This window comes from Nocardioides panzhihuensis (assembly GCF_013408335.1).
Taxonomy (GTDB): Bacteria; Actinomycetota; Actinomycetes; order Propionibacteriales; family Nocardioidaceae; genus Nocardioides; species Nocardioides panzhihuensis.
In genome coordinates this window covers 589,942-603,031 of record NZ_JACBZR010000001.1, presented here as the reverse complement: position 1 = coordinate 603,031, position 13,090 = coordinate 589,942, and the positions used below count along the sequence as shown (strand labels likewise).

Here is a 13,090-nt window from a genome sequence, read left to right as displayed (position 1 = left end):
GACCGGTTCAGTGTGTCCCTAACCCCTATGGCGTACGCCTCACCACTTCCCTAGCGTCGCCCCTGTGACGAGCACCACATCAGCCTCGAGATGGGCACTGCGGACCGAGAGTCTCACCAAGGACTTCCGTGGCTTCCGCGCGGTGAGCTCCGTCGACCTGGAGGTCGTCGAGGGCTCCGTGCACGCGCTCGTCGGCCCGAACGGAGCCGGCAAGACGACCCTGTTCAACCTGCTGACCGGCTTCCTGAAGCCCACCAGCGGACGGATCACGGTCTTCGGTGACGACGTCACCGGGATGGCACCGGAGCGGATCACCCGTCACGGGGTGGCCCGCTCCTTCCAGATCACCAGCCTCTTCGAGAACCTCACCCCTCGCGAGCACGTCGAGATCGCGCTCCAGGGGCTGACCAACCAGGGCCTGAAGTTCTGGCGCTCGGAGAAGCTCCTCGGGCAGCGGCGCGACGAGGTCGACAGGCTGCTGGCCGAGGTCGGCCTGACCGAGCTGGCCGACAAGCCGACCGGGCTGATGGCGTACGGCCAGAAGCGTGCGCTCGAGCTCGCTCTCGTGCTCGCCGTCGAGCCGAAGCTCCTGCTGCTCGACGAGCCGACAGCGGGGATGGGCATCGAGGACGTCGACCGCACCATCGAGCTCGTCCAGCGCATCGCCGAGGACCGCACCGTCATCTTCGTCGACCACAACATGCACGTCGTCGGCCAGCTCGCCGACCAGGTGACGGTGCTGCAGCAGGGCTCGGTGCTGGCCGAGGGCCCCTACGACGAGGTGCGCGCGGATCCCCGCGTCATCACCGCCTACCTCGGGGAGGCCCACAGTGCTTGATACTCGGATGCTCGACGTCGTCGAGCTGAGCGCCTGGTACGGCGAGGCCCAGGCCCTGAGCGAGGCCACCCTGAGCGTCGCCGCGGGCGAGGTCGTCACCCTCGTCGGCCGCAACGGCGCCGGCAAGACCACCCTCGTACGCTGCCTGATGGGTCTCCACAAGCAGCTGACCGGGACGATCCGGCTCGACGGTCGCGACATCACCTCGCTGCCCGCCCACAAGCGTGCCCGCGCAGGGCTCGGCTGGGTGCAGGACGACCGGGGCATCTTCGCGAACCTGAGCGTCGAGGAGAACCTGCTCCTTCCGCCGAAGGTCTCGGAGTCGGCCTGGACGTTGGAGCAGGTCTACGACGCCTTCCCCGCCCTCGGCAGCCGCCGGCGTGCGGGCGGGACGACGCTCTCGGGCGGTGAGCAGCAGATGCTCGCCGTCGCCCGGGTGCTCCGCACCGGCGCCCGCGTGCTCCTCCTCGACGAGCCCTCCGAGGGTCTCGCCCCCGTCATCGTCGCCCAGATCGGCGACATCGTGCGGACCGCGAAGCAGTCCGGTATCGGCGTGCTCCTGATCGAGCAGAACGTACGTTTCGCCGCCACCGTCGCCGACCGCCACTACCTGCTCGCCCAGGGCCGACTCGTCGAGAGCCTGGACAACGACGAGTTCGTCGCACGTCAGGACGAACTGCTCGAACACCTCGGGATCTGACCCCAAGCAATCAGCGCAGTCCCAACCAGCGCAGTCCCAACCCCCGCGAGGAGAGACACGATGAACAAGCGACGCACAGTTGCCGGCGCCTCCATCTTGATGACAGGTGTCCTGGTCACCGCAGGCTGCGGCGCCGGCGGTCCGAGCGCCGGCGGAGGCGACTTCACCGACGACAAGGTGGTCCTCGCCCTGCTCAACGACGCCTCCGGCGTCTACAAGGACGTCTCCGGCCCCAACTCGAAGGTCGCCATCCAGATGGCGATCGACGACTACCAGGAGAAGTACGGCGACGACGCCGTCGTCGAGGACATCGAGGTGACCTCGGCCGACCACCAGAACGAGCCGGACATCGCCAACACCAAGGCACAGGAGCTCTACGACCGCGAGGGTGCCGACATCATCCTCGACGTCCCGACCTCGTCGGCGGCCCTCGCCGTCGCGACGCAGGCGAAGAACAAGAAGAAGCTCTACATGAACATCGGCGCCGGGACGACCGAGCTGACCGGTGCCCAGTGCAACAAGTACACCTTCCACTACGCGTACGACACCTGGATGCTGGCCAACGGCACCGGCACCGTCGTGACCGAGGAGGGCGACAAGAACTGGCAGCTGATCTACCCCGACTACGCCTTCGGCCAGGACATGGTGAAGTCGTTCACCGGCGCCATCGAGGCCGGCGGCGGCAAGGTCGGCGGCACGATCGCTACGCCGTTCCCGAACGACAACTTCGCGACGTACATCACCAAGGCAGGAGCCGCGAACCCGCAGGTCATCGGCACCATGCACGCCGGTGGCGACCTGATCAACCTGGTCAAGCAGTACAACGACTCCGGCCTGAAGGAGAAGGGCATCGACCTGGCCGTCGGGCTGATGTTCATCTCCGACATCCACTCGCTGGGCGTCGAGGCCTTCGAGGGCACGATCTTCACCGACGCCTGGTACTGGAACCTCGACGAGAAGTCCCGCGAGTGGGCCGACCGCTTCCTGGAGGAGACCGGCGACCGGCCGACGTACGCCCACGCCGGCAACTACTCCGCGGCCCTGCAGTATCTGGAGGCGGTCCAGTCGGCCGGCACCGACGACGCCGACGCGGTCGTCAAGGAGCTCGAGGGCAAGAAGGTCGACGACATGTTCCTGCGCAACGGCGAGATCCGTGCTGAGGACCACCGGGTCATCCACGACGTCTATCTGGCTCGGGTCAAGGGCCCGGACGCCGTCAAGGAGGACTGGGACTACGAGGAGATCATCAAGACCATCCCGGCCGAGGAGGCGTTCCGCCCGGCGGCGGAGTCCGGCTGCTCGATGTAGCCGATCGGTTCGACGTCCAGAGGAACGGCCAGAAGGATTGGTATGAACGCGGTTCTGCAATACACCGTCCAAGGGCTCGCGGCCGGCAGCTTCTACGCGCTGGCCGCGCTCGGCCTGGCGGTCATCTTCGGGGTGCTGGGTGTGGTCAACTTCGCCCACGGCGCCTTCTACATGCTGGGAGCGGTCGCCGCCGCGGTGCTCCTGGACACCGTCGGGATGAGTCTGTGGCTGGCGCTGATCGTGGTGCCGTTGCTGATGCTGGTCTTCGGGATGCTGGTCGAGCGGCTGCTGGTGCAGTGGCTGCTGCCCCTCGACCCGCTCTACAACCTGCTGCTCACCTTCGGGCTGACCCTGCTGCTGGTCGACCTGGTCAAGCGCCGCTACGGCGTCAGCGGCCTGCCCTACGAGCGCCCTGACGCGCTCAGCGGCCGGATCCAGGTGGCCGGGGTCGGGCTGCCGGTCTACCAGCTCTTCGTGATCGGCGTGGCCCTGCTGGTCTGCCTCGGCGTCTGGCTGCTGATGACGCGTACGCGGGTGGGCATGATCGTCCGGGCCGCGACCGAGCGGCCCGAGCTCGCCGGTGCGCTCGGGATCAACGTCGGCCGCTGGGTGACCCCGGTCTTCGGCTTCGGGGTCGCGCTGGCCGGGTTGGCCGGAGTGCTGGCGGCGCCGTTCCGGGCGATCACCGCCGAGATGGGCAGCGACTTCATCATCATCCTGTTCGCGGTCGTGGTGATCGGCGGGCTGGGCTCGATCGTCGGCGCCGTCGTCGGCGGATTCCTGGTCGGGCTCGTGGAGGCGTTCGGGCAGGCGTACGCACCGACGTTCGCGCAGGTGCTGATCTTCGTGCTGATGGCCGTGGTGGTCCTCGCCCGCCCGGCCGGGCTCTTCGGTCGAGAGGAGGCGGCGGCATGACGTCCATCGCAACAGCCGGCGCGAGCGTCACCGAGCAGCATGCGGCGATCGCGGGGGCGCGGCCCTGGCAGCGGCTGGTCCTGCTGGCCGTCGGCCTGCTGGTGGCGCTGGGACTGCCGTGGTTCGTCTACCCGCCGGTGGCCATGGACATCGCCGCGTGGGCGCTCTTCGCCGTGGCCCTCGACCTGCTGCTGGGCTACTGCGGCCTGCTCTCGTTCGGTCACGCCGCGTTCTGGGGCGGATCGGCGTACGCGACCGGGTTGATCGCCATCCACTTCGGTGTTCCCTTCCCGGTGGCGGTCTTCGGTGGGGCGCTCTTCGCGATGCTCCTGGCCCTGCCGATCGGCTATCTGTCGGTGAAGCGGTCGGGGATCTACTTCGCGATGGTCACCCTCGCCTTCGCGCAGATGCTCTTCTTCATCGCCAACCAGGCCTCCGCGCTCACCGGCGGCGAGAACGGGCTCCAGGGCGTGCCGCGGTCGTTCTTCGGGATCGAGGCGGTCGAGACCGACTCGTTCTTCTTCTACTACGCCGCGCTGCCGATCATCCTGCTCGGGATGTGGGCCGCGTGGCGGATCGTCCACTCCCCCTTCGGGCGGGTGCTGGTCGCGATCCGCGACAACGCGCCGCGAGCCCGGGCGCTGGGCTACGACGTGGAGCGCTACAAGCTGATCGTCTTCGTCCTCTCGGCCGGGCTCTCCGGGCTGGCCGGCGGTGTCTTCGCCGTCTCGCACGGGTTCGTGGCGCTGCCCGAGCTGCACTGGGCCACCTCCGGCGAGGTCGTGCTGATGACGGTGCTCGGCGGGATCGGGACGCTGTGGGGCGGCGTGATCGGCGCGGGCCTGATCGTGCTGCTCGCCGACTATCTGGCCTCGTCCGGGTTCGACGGGATCGGGATCGTCACCGGGGGCGTGTTCGTGACCGTGGTGCTGCTCTTCCGCCGTGGCATCTGGGGCACCGCCCGCCACCTCTGGCTCAGCCGGCGGAAGCCGACCTAGACGTAGGCGGCTCAGGCGACCAGCAGATGGAGCCGGAGCGCCAGCTGCACCTCGAGCTGGCGCTCCGGCTCCTGCCATCCCTTGCCGAGCAGGCGGGTGACGCGCTCCAGACGCTGGGTGACGGTGTTGACGTGGACGTGCAGCGCGCCGGCGGTGCGGGTGAGGTTGCGGTCGGCGGCGAAATAGGTCCGCAGGGTCTCCACCAGCTTCGACCCCTTCGCGGCGTCGTAGTCGATCACCGGGCCCAGCCGTGAGGTGACGTACGCCGCCGGGTGCCCGTCGGAGCCGAGCAGCAGTCCCACGAAGCCCAGGTCGTCGGCGGTGACCACCTGGCCCTCGCGCCCCAGGGTCATCGCGGCCGCCAGGCAGCGCCGAGCCTCGTCGTAGCCCCTCACCACGGCGCCGGGGCTGCTCAGCGGTCCCGGGACCGGACCGGCGGCGCCGACGGTGACCGGCGCGCCCGCCGACAGCCGCAGCCCCTCGACGACCAGCTCGCCGGCAGCGCGGGCGTCGCAGTCGGGGAAGATCAGCACGACCTGTCCCTGCCGCACCGCCGCGAACCCGTCGTGGGTCGCCGCGACGAACGTCGCCGCCTGACCGACCCGCGCCCGGTCGCCGGGGACGTCGGCCACCACCACCGCGTAGGACCTGGACAGGTCTGCCTGCAGAAGGCGGCCGCGCTCGCGCAGCGTCTCCGGATCCGGGGTGGTGCCGGAGAGGAGCTCGTCGAGGAGCTCGCCCCGCACCCTCCCCTCGGCCTCGGCGACGCTTCGGCGGAAGAGCAGCAGCAGCGCCGTGACCAGCGCCGCCCGCTCCAGGATCCGCTGGTCGCCATCGTCCAGGTCCCCGTCCTCGCGGTCGACCTCGCGCGGGCCCAGCAGCATCGAGCCGAGCTGCTCGGCTCCGGCGAGGACCGGGGTGGCGTAGATGTCACCGCTGCCGGCGGTGCGGCTCAGGTCGAGACTGCGTCTGGTCACGGCGGCCTCGTAGTCGGAGACGGGCTGGCCGGGGGCGCTGCTCGCGATGGTCTCTCCGCTGAGGTCCAGGACGACGACGCGGGCGCCGAGGACCTCGGCGACGCTGCGTACGACATCGTCGACGCCACCGCCCTCGACGACGATCCTGGTGAGCCGGTCGTGGGCGTCGGCGGCACGCTCGACCGCCTCGTTGCGCGCCTGCAGCTTGCGGGTGGTGACCTCGAGCTCAGCCACCGCGGCCCGGGTCTCCTCGAGCAGCCGGGCCTTGTCCACGGCGATCGCGGCGTGGGCGGCGAGGGAGACGAGCAGTGCGCTCGCCTCCGTGCCGAAGGGACGTACGGCGCGGTTGGCGGCGAAGAGGACGCCGATGACCTGGGTGCCGAGCAGGAGGGGTACGCCGATGATCGCGCGGATGCCCTCTCCACTGACGGCGCCGTCGATGTCGGGGGCGTGCCGGAAGCGCTCGTCGGGGATGTAGTCGGCGGTCGAGTAGGGCTTCATGGTCTGGGCGACGAGGCCGCCGAGCCCGATGCCGTAGGGGATCCGGGTCGAGCGGAAGGCTGCGGTCAGGATCCCCTCGGTCACCCGCATGTATTCACCGCGGCGCTCGTCGTTGAGGGTCAGGTAGGCGACGTCGCTGTTCAGCAGCTGCTTCGCCCGGGTCACGATCGCCTGCAGCACCGCTTCCAGGTTGGTCAGCATCGCCAGGTCGTTGGCCGACTCGAACAGCGCGCCCAGCTCGCCCTCGCGCCGGCGGCGTGCCTCGAGGATGTCCCTGACCTGGAGGGCGAGCCCCTTGGCATAGTCGACCCGCGCCTGCTCCTCGGCCGTCGCCCCCGCCGCTCGCGCGGACCGCGACGGCCCCTCGAAGTCGGCCTCGGCGGCATCCCCGGCGAGCAGCTCCAGGAACGCGACCACATCGACCGTCATGTGACCGAAGTTACACTTCTACGGGCTCGCCGACATATGGGATCACCCCATAGTTGTCACCGCTCAGGTGTGGGCCCTCTCCAGGTCCGCCGCTTCCGTGACGGGGCGCTCGCAGACGAACCCCCGACAGACGTACGCCGCCGCCCTCCCGTCCACCGACGTCCGGCTGCTCAGCAGCGGGATGTCCTCGCGCGCCTCGTCGGCGACGACCACCACCGCGCCCGGCTTGCGCCGGGCAGCGGCCGCGAGCGCGTCGCGGTCCGGCCCCGGCGGGCCGACGACCGCGATCTCGAGCGGGCCCTCGGCCATCGTGGCCGCAGCCGCCAGAGACCAGCCGGCGAACCGTGGCGCCTTGGTGATCAGGTTGCTGGTGGCGGCGAGCGCCTCCTCGGCCGCGGTGCGGAAGCGGCCCTCACCGGTGAGCGCGTGCGCGGTGACGAGCGCATGGACCATCGCACTGGTGCCACCGGGGCTCGCGTTGTCGGAGGGATCCCTGGGCCGGGTGACCAGCGCCTCCGCGTCGTCGGCGGTGTCGTAGAAGCCACCGTCCTCGGCACGGAAATGGGTCAGCGCGGTGTCGAGCAGCGCCGTGGCTCGGTCGAGCCAGGTGCTGTCGCCGGTCGCCTGGACCAGACTCAGGAAGCCGCCGGCAACACAGCCGTAGTCCTCGAGCACGCCCGCGTGCGCACCTGCTGCGCCGTCGCGGCTGACGCGGAGCAGGCGCGCGCCTTGAACGTGCACCCGCCACAGCAGCTCCGCTGCCGCGACCGCCGCATCGACGTACCGCGGCTCCCCCAGCAGCACCCCGGCATCGACCAACCCACCGATCGCCAGCCCGTTCCACGCCGCGACGACCTTGTCGTCGCGCGCCGGGCGGACCCGCTCCTCACGCGCGGCGAGGAGCCGAGTCTTGACCGACTCGAGCCGCTCGGTGTCGTCGGGCCGATGGCGCAGCTGGAGCGTCGATGCCCCCTCCTCGAACGTCCCCGCCTCGGTGACCTCGAAGACCTCCGCGGCCCAGGCACCGTCCTCGGCGCCGAGGACCGCGACGAGCTCGGCCGGGGTCCAGACGTAGAACTTCCCCTCGACCCCCTCGCTGTCGGCGTCGAGGGCCGAGGCGAAGCCGCCCTCGGCGGTGCCGAGCTCGCGGATCATCCAGTCGGCGCTCTCCCGCGCGACCCGGTCGCCGAGCTCGGTGCCGAGCCGGGCGTAGAGCCCGATCAGCTGGGCGTTGTCGTAGAGCATCTTCTCGAAGTGCGGAACCACCCAGCCGCGGTCGACGGCATAGCGCGCGAACCCGCCCCCGATCTGGTCATACAGCCCACCGCCGGCCATCGCCGCCACGGTCCGCGCCAGCATGTGCGAAGCCCTCCCCGAGACGTCAGAATCTGGCGCCGAAGAGTCAGTTTCTGACGCCGAGAGGGCAGTACGCCGCAGGAACTCCAGCACCATCGACGGCGGGAACTTCGGAGCACCCCCGAACCCGCCCGCCATCGGGTCGAACTGACCCGCCAGCGTCTCGACCGCGGCACCGACGTCCACCTGCCAGTCGCCCGCTGTCCCGTCAGCCCCGGAGATGGCGGTCAGATGCTGACGTACGTTCTCCGCCACCGCCCCGATCTCCGACCGCCGCTGCGTCCACGCCTCCGAGAGCGCCTGCAGCACCTGCGTGAACGCCGGCTGCCCGTGGCGAGGCATGTCCGGGAAGTAGGTTCCCGCGAAGAACGGGTTGCCGTCGTGGTCGAGCACCACCGTCATCGGCCACCCACCCGACCCGGTCATCGCCGTCGTGGCCGCCATGTAGACCGCGTCCACATCCGGCCGCTCCTCCCGGTCGACCTTGATGTTGACGAAGTGCTCGTTCATGTACGCCGCGGTCGCCTCGTCCTCGAACGACTCGTGCGCCATCACGTGGCACCAGTGACATGCGGCGTAGCCGACCGACAGCAGAATTGGTGTATCACGACGCTTTGCCTCCGCGAAGGCATCGGCTCCCCACTCCCACCAATCCACGGGATTACCTGCATGTTGAAGGAGATACGGGCTCGTCGCACCAGCCAGATGGTTGGCCATTTCCATCACTCCTAACGAGTGGCACGTGTATCATAATCGGGTCCGTGATACACGAGAGTGATACACGAAGCAGATCTTGGTAGGTCCGCACCGGACCCACCCCCACCCTAGGAGGCATGCGGATGCCACCTCGCAAGAAGCCGACGCTGCTCGCCCAGGGCAAGCCCCGCACGCTCGGCGGGACCAAACGAGCCTGGCGGGTACGCCTCTACGCCCCCGGCGAAGGCAGCACGAGCTACCAGGTGATGTTCCGGTCACCGACCGGCGACGGCCAGCCCTGGGAGCGCGTGCTTCGCCGAGCCAGCACCGAGACCGAAGCCCGCGACATCTTCGCCCGAGCCGAGGCCGCTCTCGACACGGCGACGGAGGCACCGGCCCGAGCCGACGTACGCGCCGCGCGCACGATCCGAATGCTCGGTCAGGAGTACATCAGGGACAGCCACGAGCGCGACAAGCACCCGCGCACGATCCAGGGCCGCGAGTCGAGGCTGAACGCGCACATTCTCCCCACCATCGGCGACGTCGCTGTCGCGAAGTGGCGGGTGGAGCACAGCCGGAAGGTGATGGAGAAAGGCTCCCAGACCATCTTCTCTACCCGTGGCCGAGAAGACCTGCGCGGACAGCTCGCCGCCATGCGCAAACTCGCCTGGCGCCTGGGCTGGCTCGACCGCTCGGTCGACCCCCTCGACGGGCTCGAGATCGGACGGGCAACCGTCCTCCAGGGAGCCACCAGCCACTATGTCGACCCACGCTTGCGCCCCGAGACCCGCCAGGTGCGCGCCATGGCCGACGCCGCCGACAAGCTCTGCGGCACCGACGGGACTGACCCGCTGATGACCAGACTCCCTCTCCTCGGCACGAAGATCCGCGTCGCCGGCTATGGCGGGTTGCGCCTCGGCGAGCAGAACGCCCTGCGCGCGATCGACGTCTTCTTCGACGGCGGCTACCTCCACGTCAACGGCTCCTGGACCACCCCGCGCCACCAGCCCGGGTTCCGCGGCCCGGTCAAGAACCACGTCCTGCACGAAGTTCCTCTCCCGGGCACGCTACTTCGCGAGGAGCTCCTCCCCCGCGTCAAGGAGCTCCTCGGACTGCCCGCAACCGCGACGCTCCGTCAGGTCATCAATGCTCAAGAAGTCGAGCGCCAGCGCCGAGCCGACCTCGCAGCCCGCGCACCCGACCGAAGTCTCGCTTGGTGGAACTATCCGATTCCTCCGGAAGAGGAGCAGTGGCTCTTCGTCGACACCGCCACAGGCCTGCCGGTGAAGCCCGAGCTCCATAACAACCGCTGGCACCGCGTCCGCGCCTGGGTCGACCAGAACGACCCCGACAACGCCTGGCCCCGCACGATCGTCTACCGCAACCTCCGCCACCACGCGGCGACCAAGTGGTTCCACGAAGAGCTGGGCGAATCGTGGGAGGTCGTCGCCCAGTACTTGGGTGACAAGCTCACCACCGTCCTGAACCACTATGTCCGCGCGGGCGAGGACGCGCTGCGTGACTCCGTCAGCAAACTCGCTGATTTGTGAACTGATCAAGAGCCTCTGACACGCGCGCCCCGCCTACACACCCCGATCTAGGTCAACCCACGCGCCGACGAGCGCTTCAGGAGCCACCCGCTGTATTGCGAAGAGTCTGATTGAGTCCCGGCGGTACAGCCGCCATTCGACAAGCTTGCTCCTGGACGCGCTTGGCGGCCGGATACGTGTGACAACACCCGAGGCAGGATGCTTAGCCGCGATGGGGCTCGTCTCGCGACGCCAATCACCGAGCGCGACCGCTTGCGATCTGGTCCACTTTACGTTCGAACCCTCTGCTCAACCTCGGCCGCCTCGGGCGCATCGCGGTCGTCTTCGAGGCAATGCGGGCGTCGATGAAGCCGGGCGGGAACAGGCCAGTCGCCCGAAGTTCAAGGTCGTCAAGAGACCCGAACCAAAACCCATGTCTCCGAACGTTCGCTGGTAGCAACCTTGGGTAGTCGTCCTCGAGGCCGGCCCACGCGATCCGTTCGTGGGCTGGGTTTATCCAAATGATCGGCATCCGTCGCCGCAGAATCTCGCGGTGGACGTCGAGAACTCGAGTCCGTCGCGGCGCGAAGGCACCGATGTTTCCCCATATCCACACCACTGTGATCCCGAGCGCCTTGTACGCGGCGGTCCGCTCCTTCCATTCCGCGGTTGTCAGCCCTGAGTACTGCACCTCGATCGCCATCTTGTTCCCGGCGTCGGAAGTCAGAAGGACGTCAGCGATCCGCCGGCGACCATCGAGCGGAGCCTCGATCTCCACGGTTGCAACGTTCGGCTGTGCGCGAGCCCAGCGCGCGACCAAGGCCTTGCCCTGTCGATGGAGCACACTCTCAGGTCCGTGACTTGCGGAATCGGGTCGGTTCAGGTGGCGATAGCCGTCGCGTCGGCCACCGGGAGCACGATGAACGGTAGTGATCTCTGGAGCGGAGCAGCCTGGTTCCGCGCACATTAGATTCACTCTCGCGAAGGCGCGCTGCTCCCGTGCAGCACCTTGCTCGAGGTAGACCAGCTCCCGCGGGTCATCGCGCTGAGCTGCGAAGAGGAACTGACCGCCCCACTCGCGGAAGTCCGCAAGTGGAGTCGCTGGTGTTCCATCGGGGGTCGTCACCCCTCAATCAGCCCACCGAGATCACGCGGCACAGCGAGGTCACGGAGCCGCGCAGCGCGATTCGGACGCTTCTCAACGATGCCCTCGACCACCACAGTCGTGCCAGAATCCATCCATAGGTGGATCTCGCCAAGCTGATCTGCACGCACTCGCATCTCAATGCGGCCAACCTTGAAGTTGCGCGGATTCGGGCTCTGAACTGCAATTTCACCGAATGGTTCACCCGGTAGATGACGGATCTGGACGATCGGGCCCGTGATCACCCGAATAGGCTCGGCTGACGGCCCCGCAAGCACCTTTACCGCACGTTCTACGAGCTCTTGTGACTCGATCGGAAACGTCAGTTTCTCCGGCAAGTCCGTTGGCGCGCGCTCTTCTGCCGCCCAGGCAAAGCTTGTCTCGACCCAGTCGACCGCTGGCTGCTTCATCGCGTTAAGAAGCTGGCTGAAGATTTCTTTGGCGCCACCGGCGTAGATCACTGGGAGAAGAGACTCCATACTCGGATCAGTTGCCGGCTGAACGACGTGGCGATCGAACGCTTGGAGAGCTTGCGCCAACGTCCGGACGATGCGTCGCTCACTCGACTCTGGGGTGACCTCGTCAAGACCCTCCAGGCTCGGATGGTCCTCGGTGCTGGGCTCGCCGACCCTCATGAGGACCGGGAAGACGAAGGAGCCAGGCTCGGTGTGGGCTAGGCGTGCCTGGCGGGCGAGTTCGTCGCCGATCTTGGAGTAATTCTGTCCGATCGCCTGGCGAGGCTGTCTCGCGGTCGTCGCCGCGGCCCGAAGCATGCCAAATGCCGAGTTGACGACAGTCGCAGCGGCGTCGAGAGGAACCGTTTGAGTCCCAAGCCCGTCACTGTCCACGCGAAACCGCGTGACGTCGTACCAGCCAAGCTCGATGTCTCGAAGAACTTCCGAGGCCGGCTTGCGTAGCACCGCCCCTATCCGTTCCAAGACGTCAGACCAAACGAACGATCCAAGATTGAGGCGGTGCGGCAGATAGAGAGATGCCCCGGAATCCAGATGCTCCCAGAGGTCTGCCCGCTCGTCGTTACCGCCGACGGTGAGCGTCCACGAGGTCCGCTGAAGCAGAGCCGCAACATCACGAGCAGGGACGGACCGGGTCACGCCGCGCCGCCCGCGAGATGCCCGTAGAAGGCGTCGAGATCGTCGCTCCATCTATAGAGCGTTTCGGTGGACATTCGATCGGCTCTAGTGAAGGTAATTGATGTCCGGTGGTGCGCTGGATCGAACCGGGTGGCTAGGGCAAGCGCGCGATGCAACGTTCTGTCGCCAGCTCCGTGATCGAGCCAATCCGGGACCGCCGACGGGACTTTGACGAGGATCACGTACGGCGCAATGTGCTCCGCGCTCCACTTAGCAACCCAGCCGGGATCGAGGTCGAGGGTCGCGTTGCCCTCGCCAACCTTGAACTGGCCGGTGCACTTCACCTGCACGGGAACGCTGCCGCGGGTGAACTTGATCATCGCGTCGATCGCGTCGGTGTCCTCGTCAGCAGGCGTTTCGAAGAAGCCGACTCCAGCCTGCGCGCAGAGCGAGCGTACGAACGCTACTCCGTATCGTCCTCGCCGCCGGTTGTCATTCCAGTTTGTATTCGCCGGGTTGGTGATCATGACGTTCCGTCATCTGCCACGGTGCCCACTCCTGCTCGTCGCGCCACGTTCACGCCGGAACGCCGTGTCACCGCGCCGGCA

Annotated in this window: 11 protein-coding genes; 6 read left to right on the top strand and 5 right to left on the bottom strand. The window is 68.2% G+C overall.

All coding sequences use genetic code 11. From position 1 onward, the window contains the following. Positions 1 to 64 precede the first annotated feature (64 nt). From BJ988_RS02650 to BJ988_RS02630, 5 genes are read left to right on the top strand one after another with little or no spacing between them, the layout of a single operon-like run. Complete coding sequence (locus BJ988_RS02650) at positions 65 to 838, top strand: ABC transporter ATP-binding protein (RefSeq protein ID WP_343051426.1); 774 nt, start codon at positions 65 to 67, stop codon at positions 836 to 838. Beyond that, positions 831 to 1,538, top strand: coding sequence for an ABC transporter ATP-binding protein (locus BJ988_RS02645; protein WP_343051424.1), 708 nt, complete (start codon positions 831 to 833; stop codon positions 1,536 to 1,538). The genes BJ988_RS02650 and BJ988_RS02645 overlap by 8 nt, the downstream gene beginning before the upstream one ends. A gap of 60 nt (positions 1,539 to 1,598) precedes the next feature. Then, positions 1,599 to 2,846, top strand: a complete 1,248-nt coding sequence (locus BJ988_RS02640; RefSeq protein WP_179656553.1) for an ABC transporter substrate-binding protein — start codon at positions 1,599 to 1,601, stop codon at positions 2,844 to 2,846. A gap of 42 nt (positions 2,847 to 2,888) precedes the next feature. Continuing rightward, a complete protein-coding gene (locus BJ988_RS02635) occupies positions 2,889 to 3,761 on the top strand; it encodes a branched-chain amino acid ABC transporter permease (protein ID WP_179656552.1) in 873 nt (290 codons plus the stop codon). Next, positions 3,758 to 4,759: a branched-chain amino acid ABC transporter permease gene (locus BJ988_RS02630; protein WP_179656551.1), complete on the top strand. Its 1,002-nt coding sequence runs from the start codon at positions 3,758 to 3,760 to the stop codon at positions 4,757 to 4,759. Before BJ988_RS02635 ends, BJ988_RS02630 begins: the two co-directional genes overlap by 4 nt. 11 nt (positions 4,760 to 4,770) lie before the next feature. Here the strand turns inward: BJ988_RS02630 and BJ988_RS02625 are convergent, their stop codons facing one another. Continuing rightward, positions 4,771 to 6,666, bottom strand: coding sequence for a helix-turn-helix domain-containing protein (locus tag BJ988_RS02625; protein WP_179656550.1), 1,896 nt, complete (start codon positions 6,664 to 6,666; stop codon positions 4,771 to 4,773). A 63-nt stretch (positions 6,667 to 6,729) separates the two neighbouring features. After that, positions 6,730 to 8,739, bottom strand: a complete 2,010-nt coding sequence (locus BJ988_RS02620; RefSeq protein ID WP_179656549.1) for a thioredoxin domain-containing protein — start codon at positions 8,737 to 8,739, stop codon at positions 6,730 to 6,732. A gap of 116 nt (positions 8,740 to 8,855) precedes the next feature. Here BJ988_RS02620 and BJ988_RS02615 point away from each other — a divergent pair, with 116 nt between their 5' ends. Next, positions 8,856 to 10,268, top strand: coding sequence for a hypothetical protein (locus BJ988_RS02615; RefSeq protein WP_246321392.1), 1,413 nt, complete (start codon positions 8,856 to 8,858; stop codon positions 10,266 to 10,268). Positions 10,269 to 10,503: 235 nt separating this feature from the next. Here BJ988_RS02615 and BJ988_RS02610 read toward each other — a convergent pair whose 3' ends face one another. The 3 genes from BJ988_RS02610 to BJ988_RS02600 all read right to left on the bottom strand — a co-directional run bounded on the left by BJ988_RS02610 (position 10,504) and on the right by BJ988_RS02600 (position 13,009). Then, positions 10,504 to 11,214: a competence protein CoiA family protein gene (locus BJ988_RS02610; RefSeq protein ID WP_246321684.1), complete on the bottom strand. Its 711-nt coding sequence runs from the start codon at positions 11,212 to 11,214 to the stop codon at positions 10,504 to 10,506. A 155-nt stretch (positions 11,215 to 11,369) separates the two neighbouring features. Next, complete coding sequence (locus BJ988_RS02605) at positions 11,370 to 12,503, bottom strand: hypothetical protein (RefSeq protein WP_179656547.1); 1,134 nt, start codon at positions 12,501 to 12,503, stop codon at positions 11,370 to 11,372. Beyond that, entirely contained in the window at positions 12,500 to 13,009 is a 510-nt protein-coding gene (locus BJ988_RS02600) for a DUF4365 domain-containing protein (RefSeq protein ID WP_179656546.1), read from the bottom strand. The genes BJ988_RS02605 and BJ988_RS02600 overlap by 4 nt, the downstream gene beginning before the upstream one ends. Positions 13,010 to 13,090: the final 81 nt, after the last annotated feature.

Excerpts from the sequence above, each read along its gene's own strand:
- BJ988_RS02640 (WP_179656553.1), top strand. The coding sequence starts at position 1,599 with ATGAACAAGCGACGCACAGTTGCCGGCGCCTCCATCTTGATGACAGGT.
- BJ988_RS02635 (WP_179656552.1), top strand. The coding sequence starts at position 2,889 with ATGAACGCGGTTCTGCAATACACCGTCCAAGGGCTCGCGGCCGGCAGC.
- BJ988_RS02630 (WP_179656551.1), top strand. The coding sequence starts at position 3,758 with ATGACGTCCATCGCAACAGCCGGCGCGAGCGTCACCGAGCAGCATGCG.
- BJ988_RS02625 (WP_179656550.1), bottom strand. The coding sequence starts at position 6,666 with ATGACGGTCGATGTGGTCGCGTTCCTGGAGCTGCTCGCCGGGGATGCC.
- BJ988_RS02620 (WP_179656549.1), bottom strand. The coding sequence starts at position 8,739 with ATGGCCAACCATCTGGCTGGTGCGACGAGCCCGTATCTCCTTCAACAT.
- BJ988_RS02615 (WP_246321392.1), top strand. The coding sequence starts at position 8,856 with ATGCGGATGCCACCTCGCAAGAAGCCGACGCTGCTCGCCCAGGGCAAG.
- BJ988_RS02610 (WP_246321684.1), bottom strand. The coding sequence starts at position 11,214 with ATGTGCGCGGAACCAGGCTGCTCCGCTCCAGAGATCACTACCGTTCAT.
- BJ988_RS02600 (WP_179656546.1), bottom strand. The coding sequence starts at position 13,009 with ATGATCACCAACCCGGCGAATACAAACTGGAATGACAACCGGCGGCGA.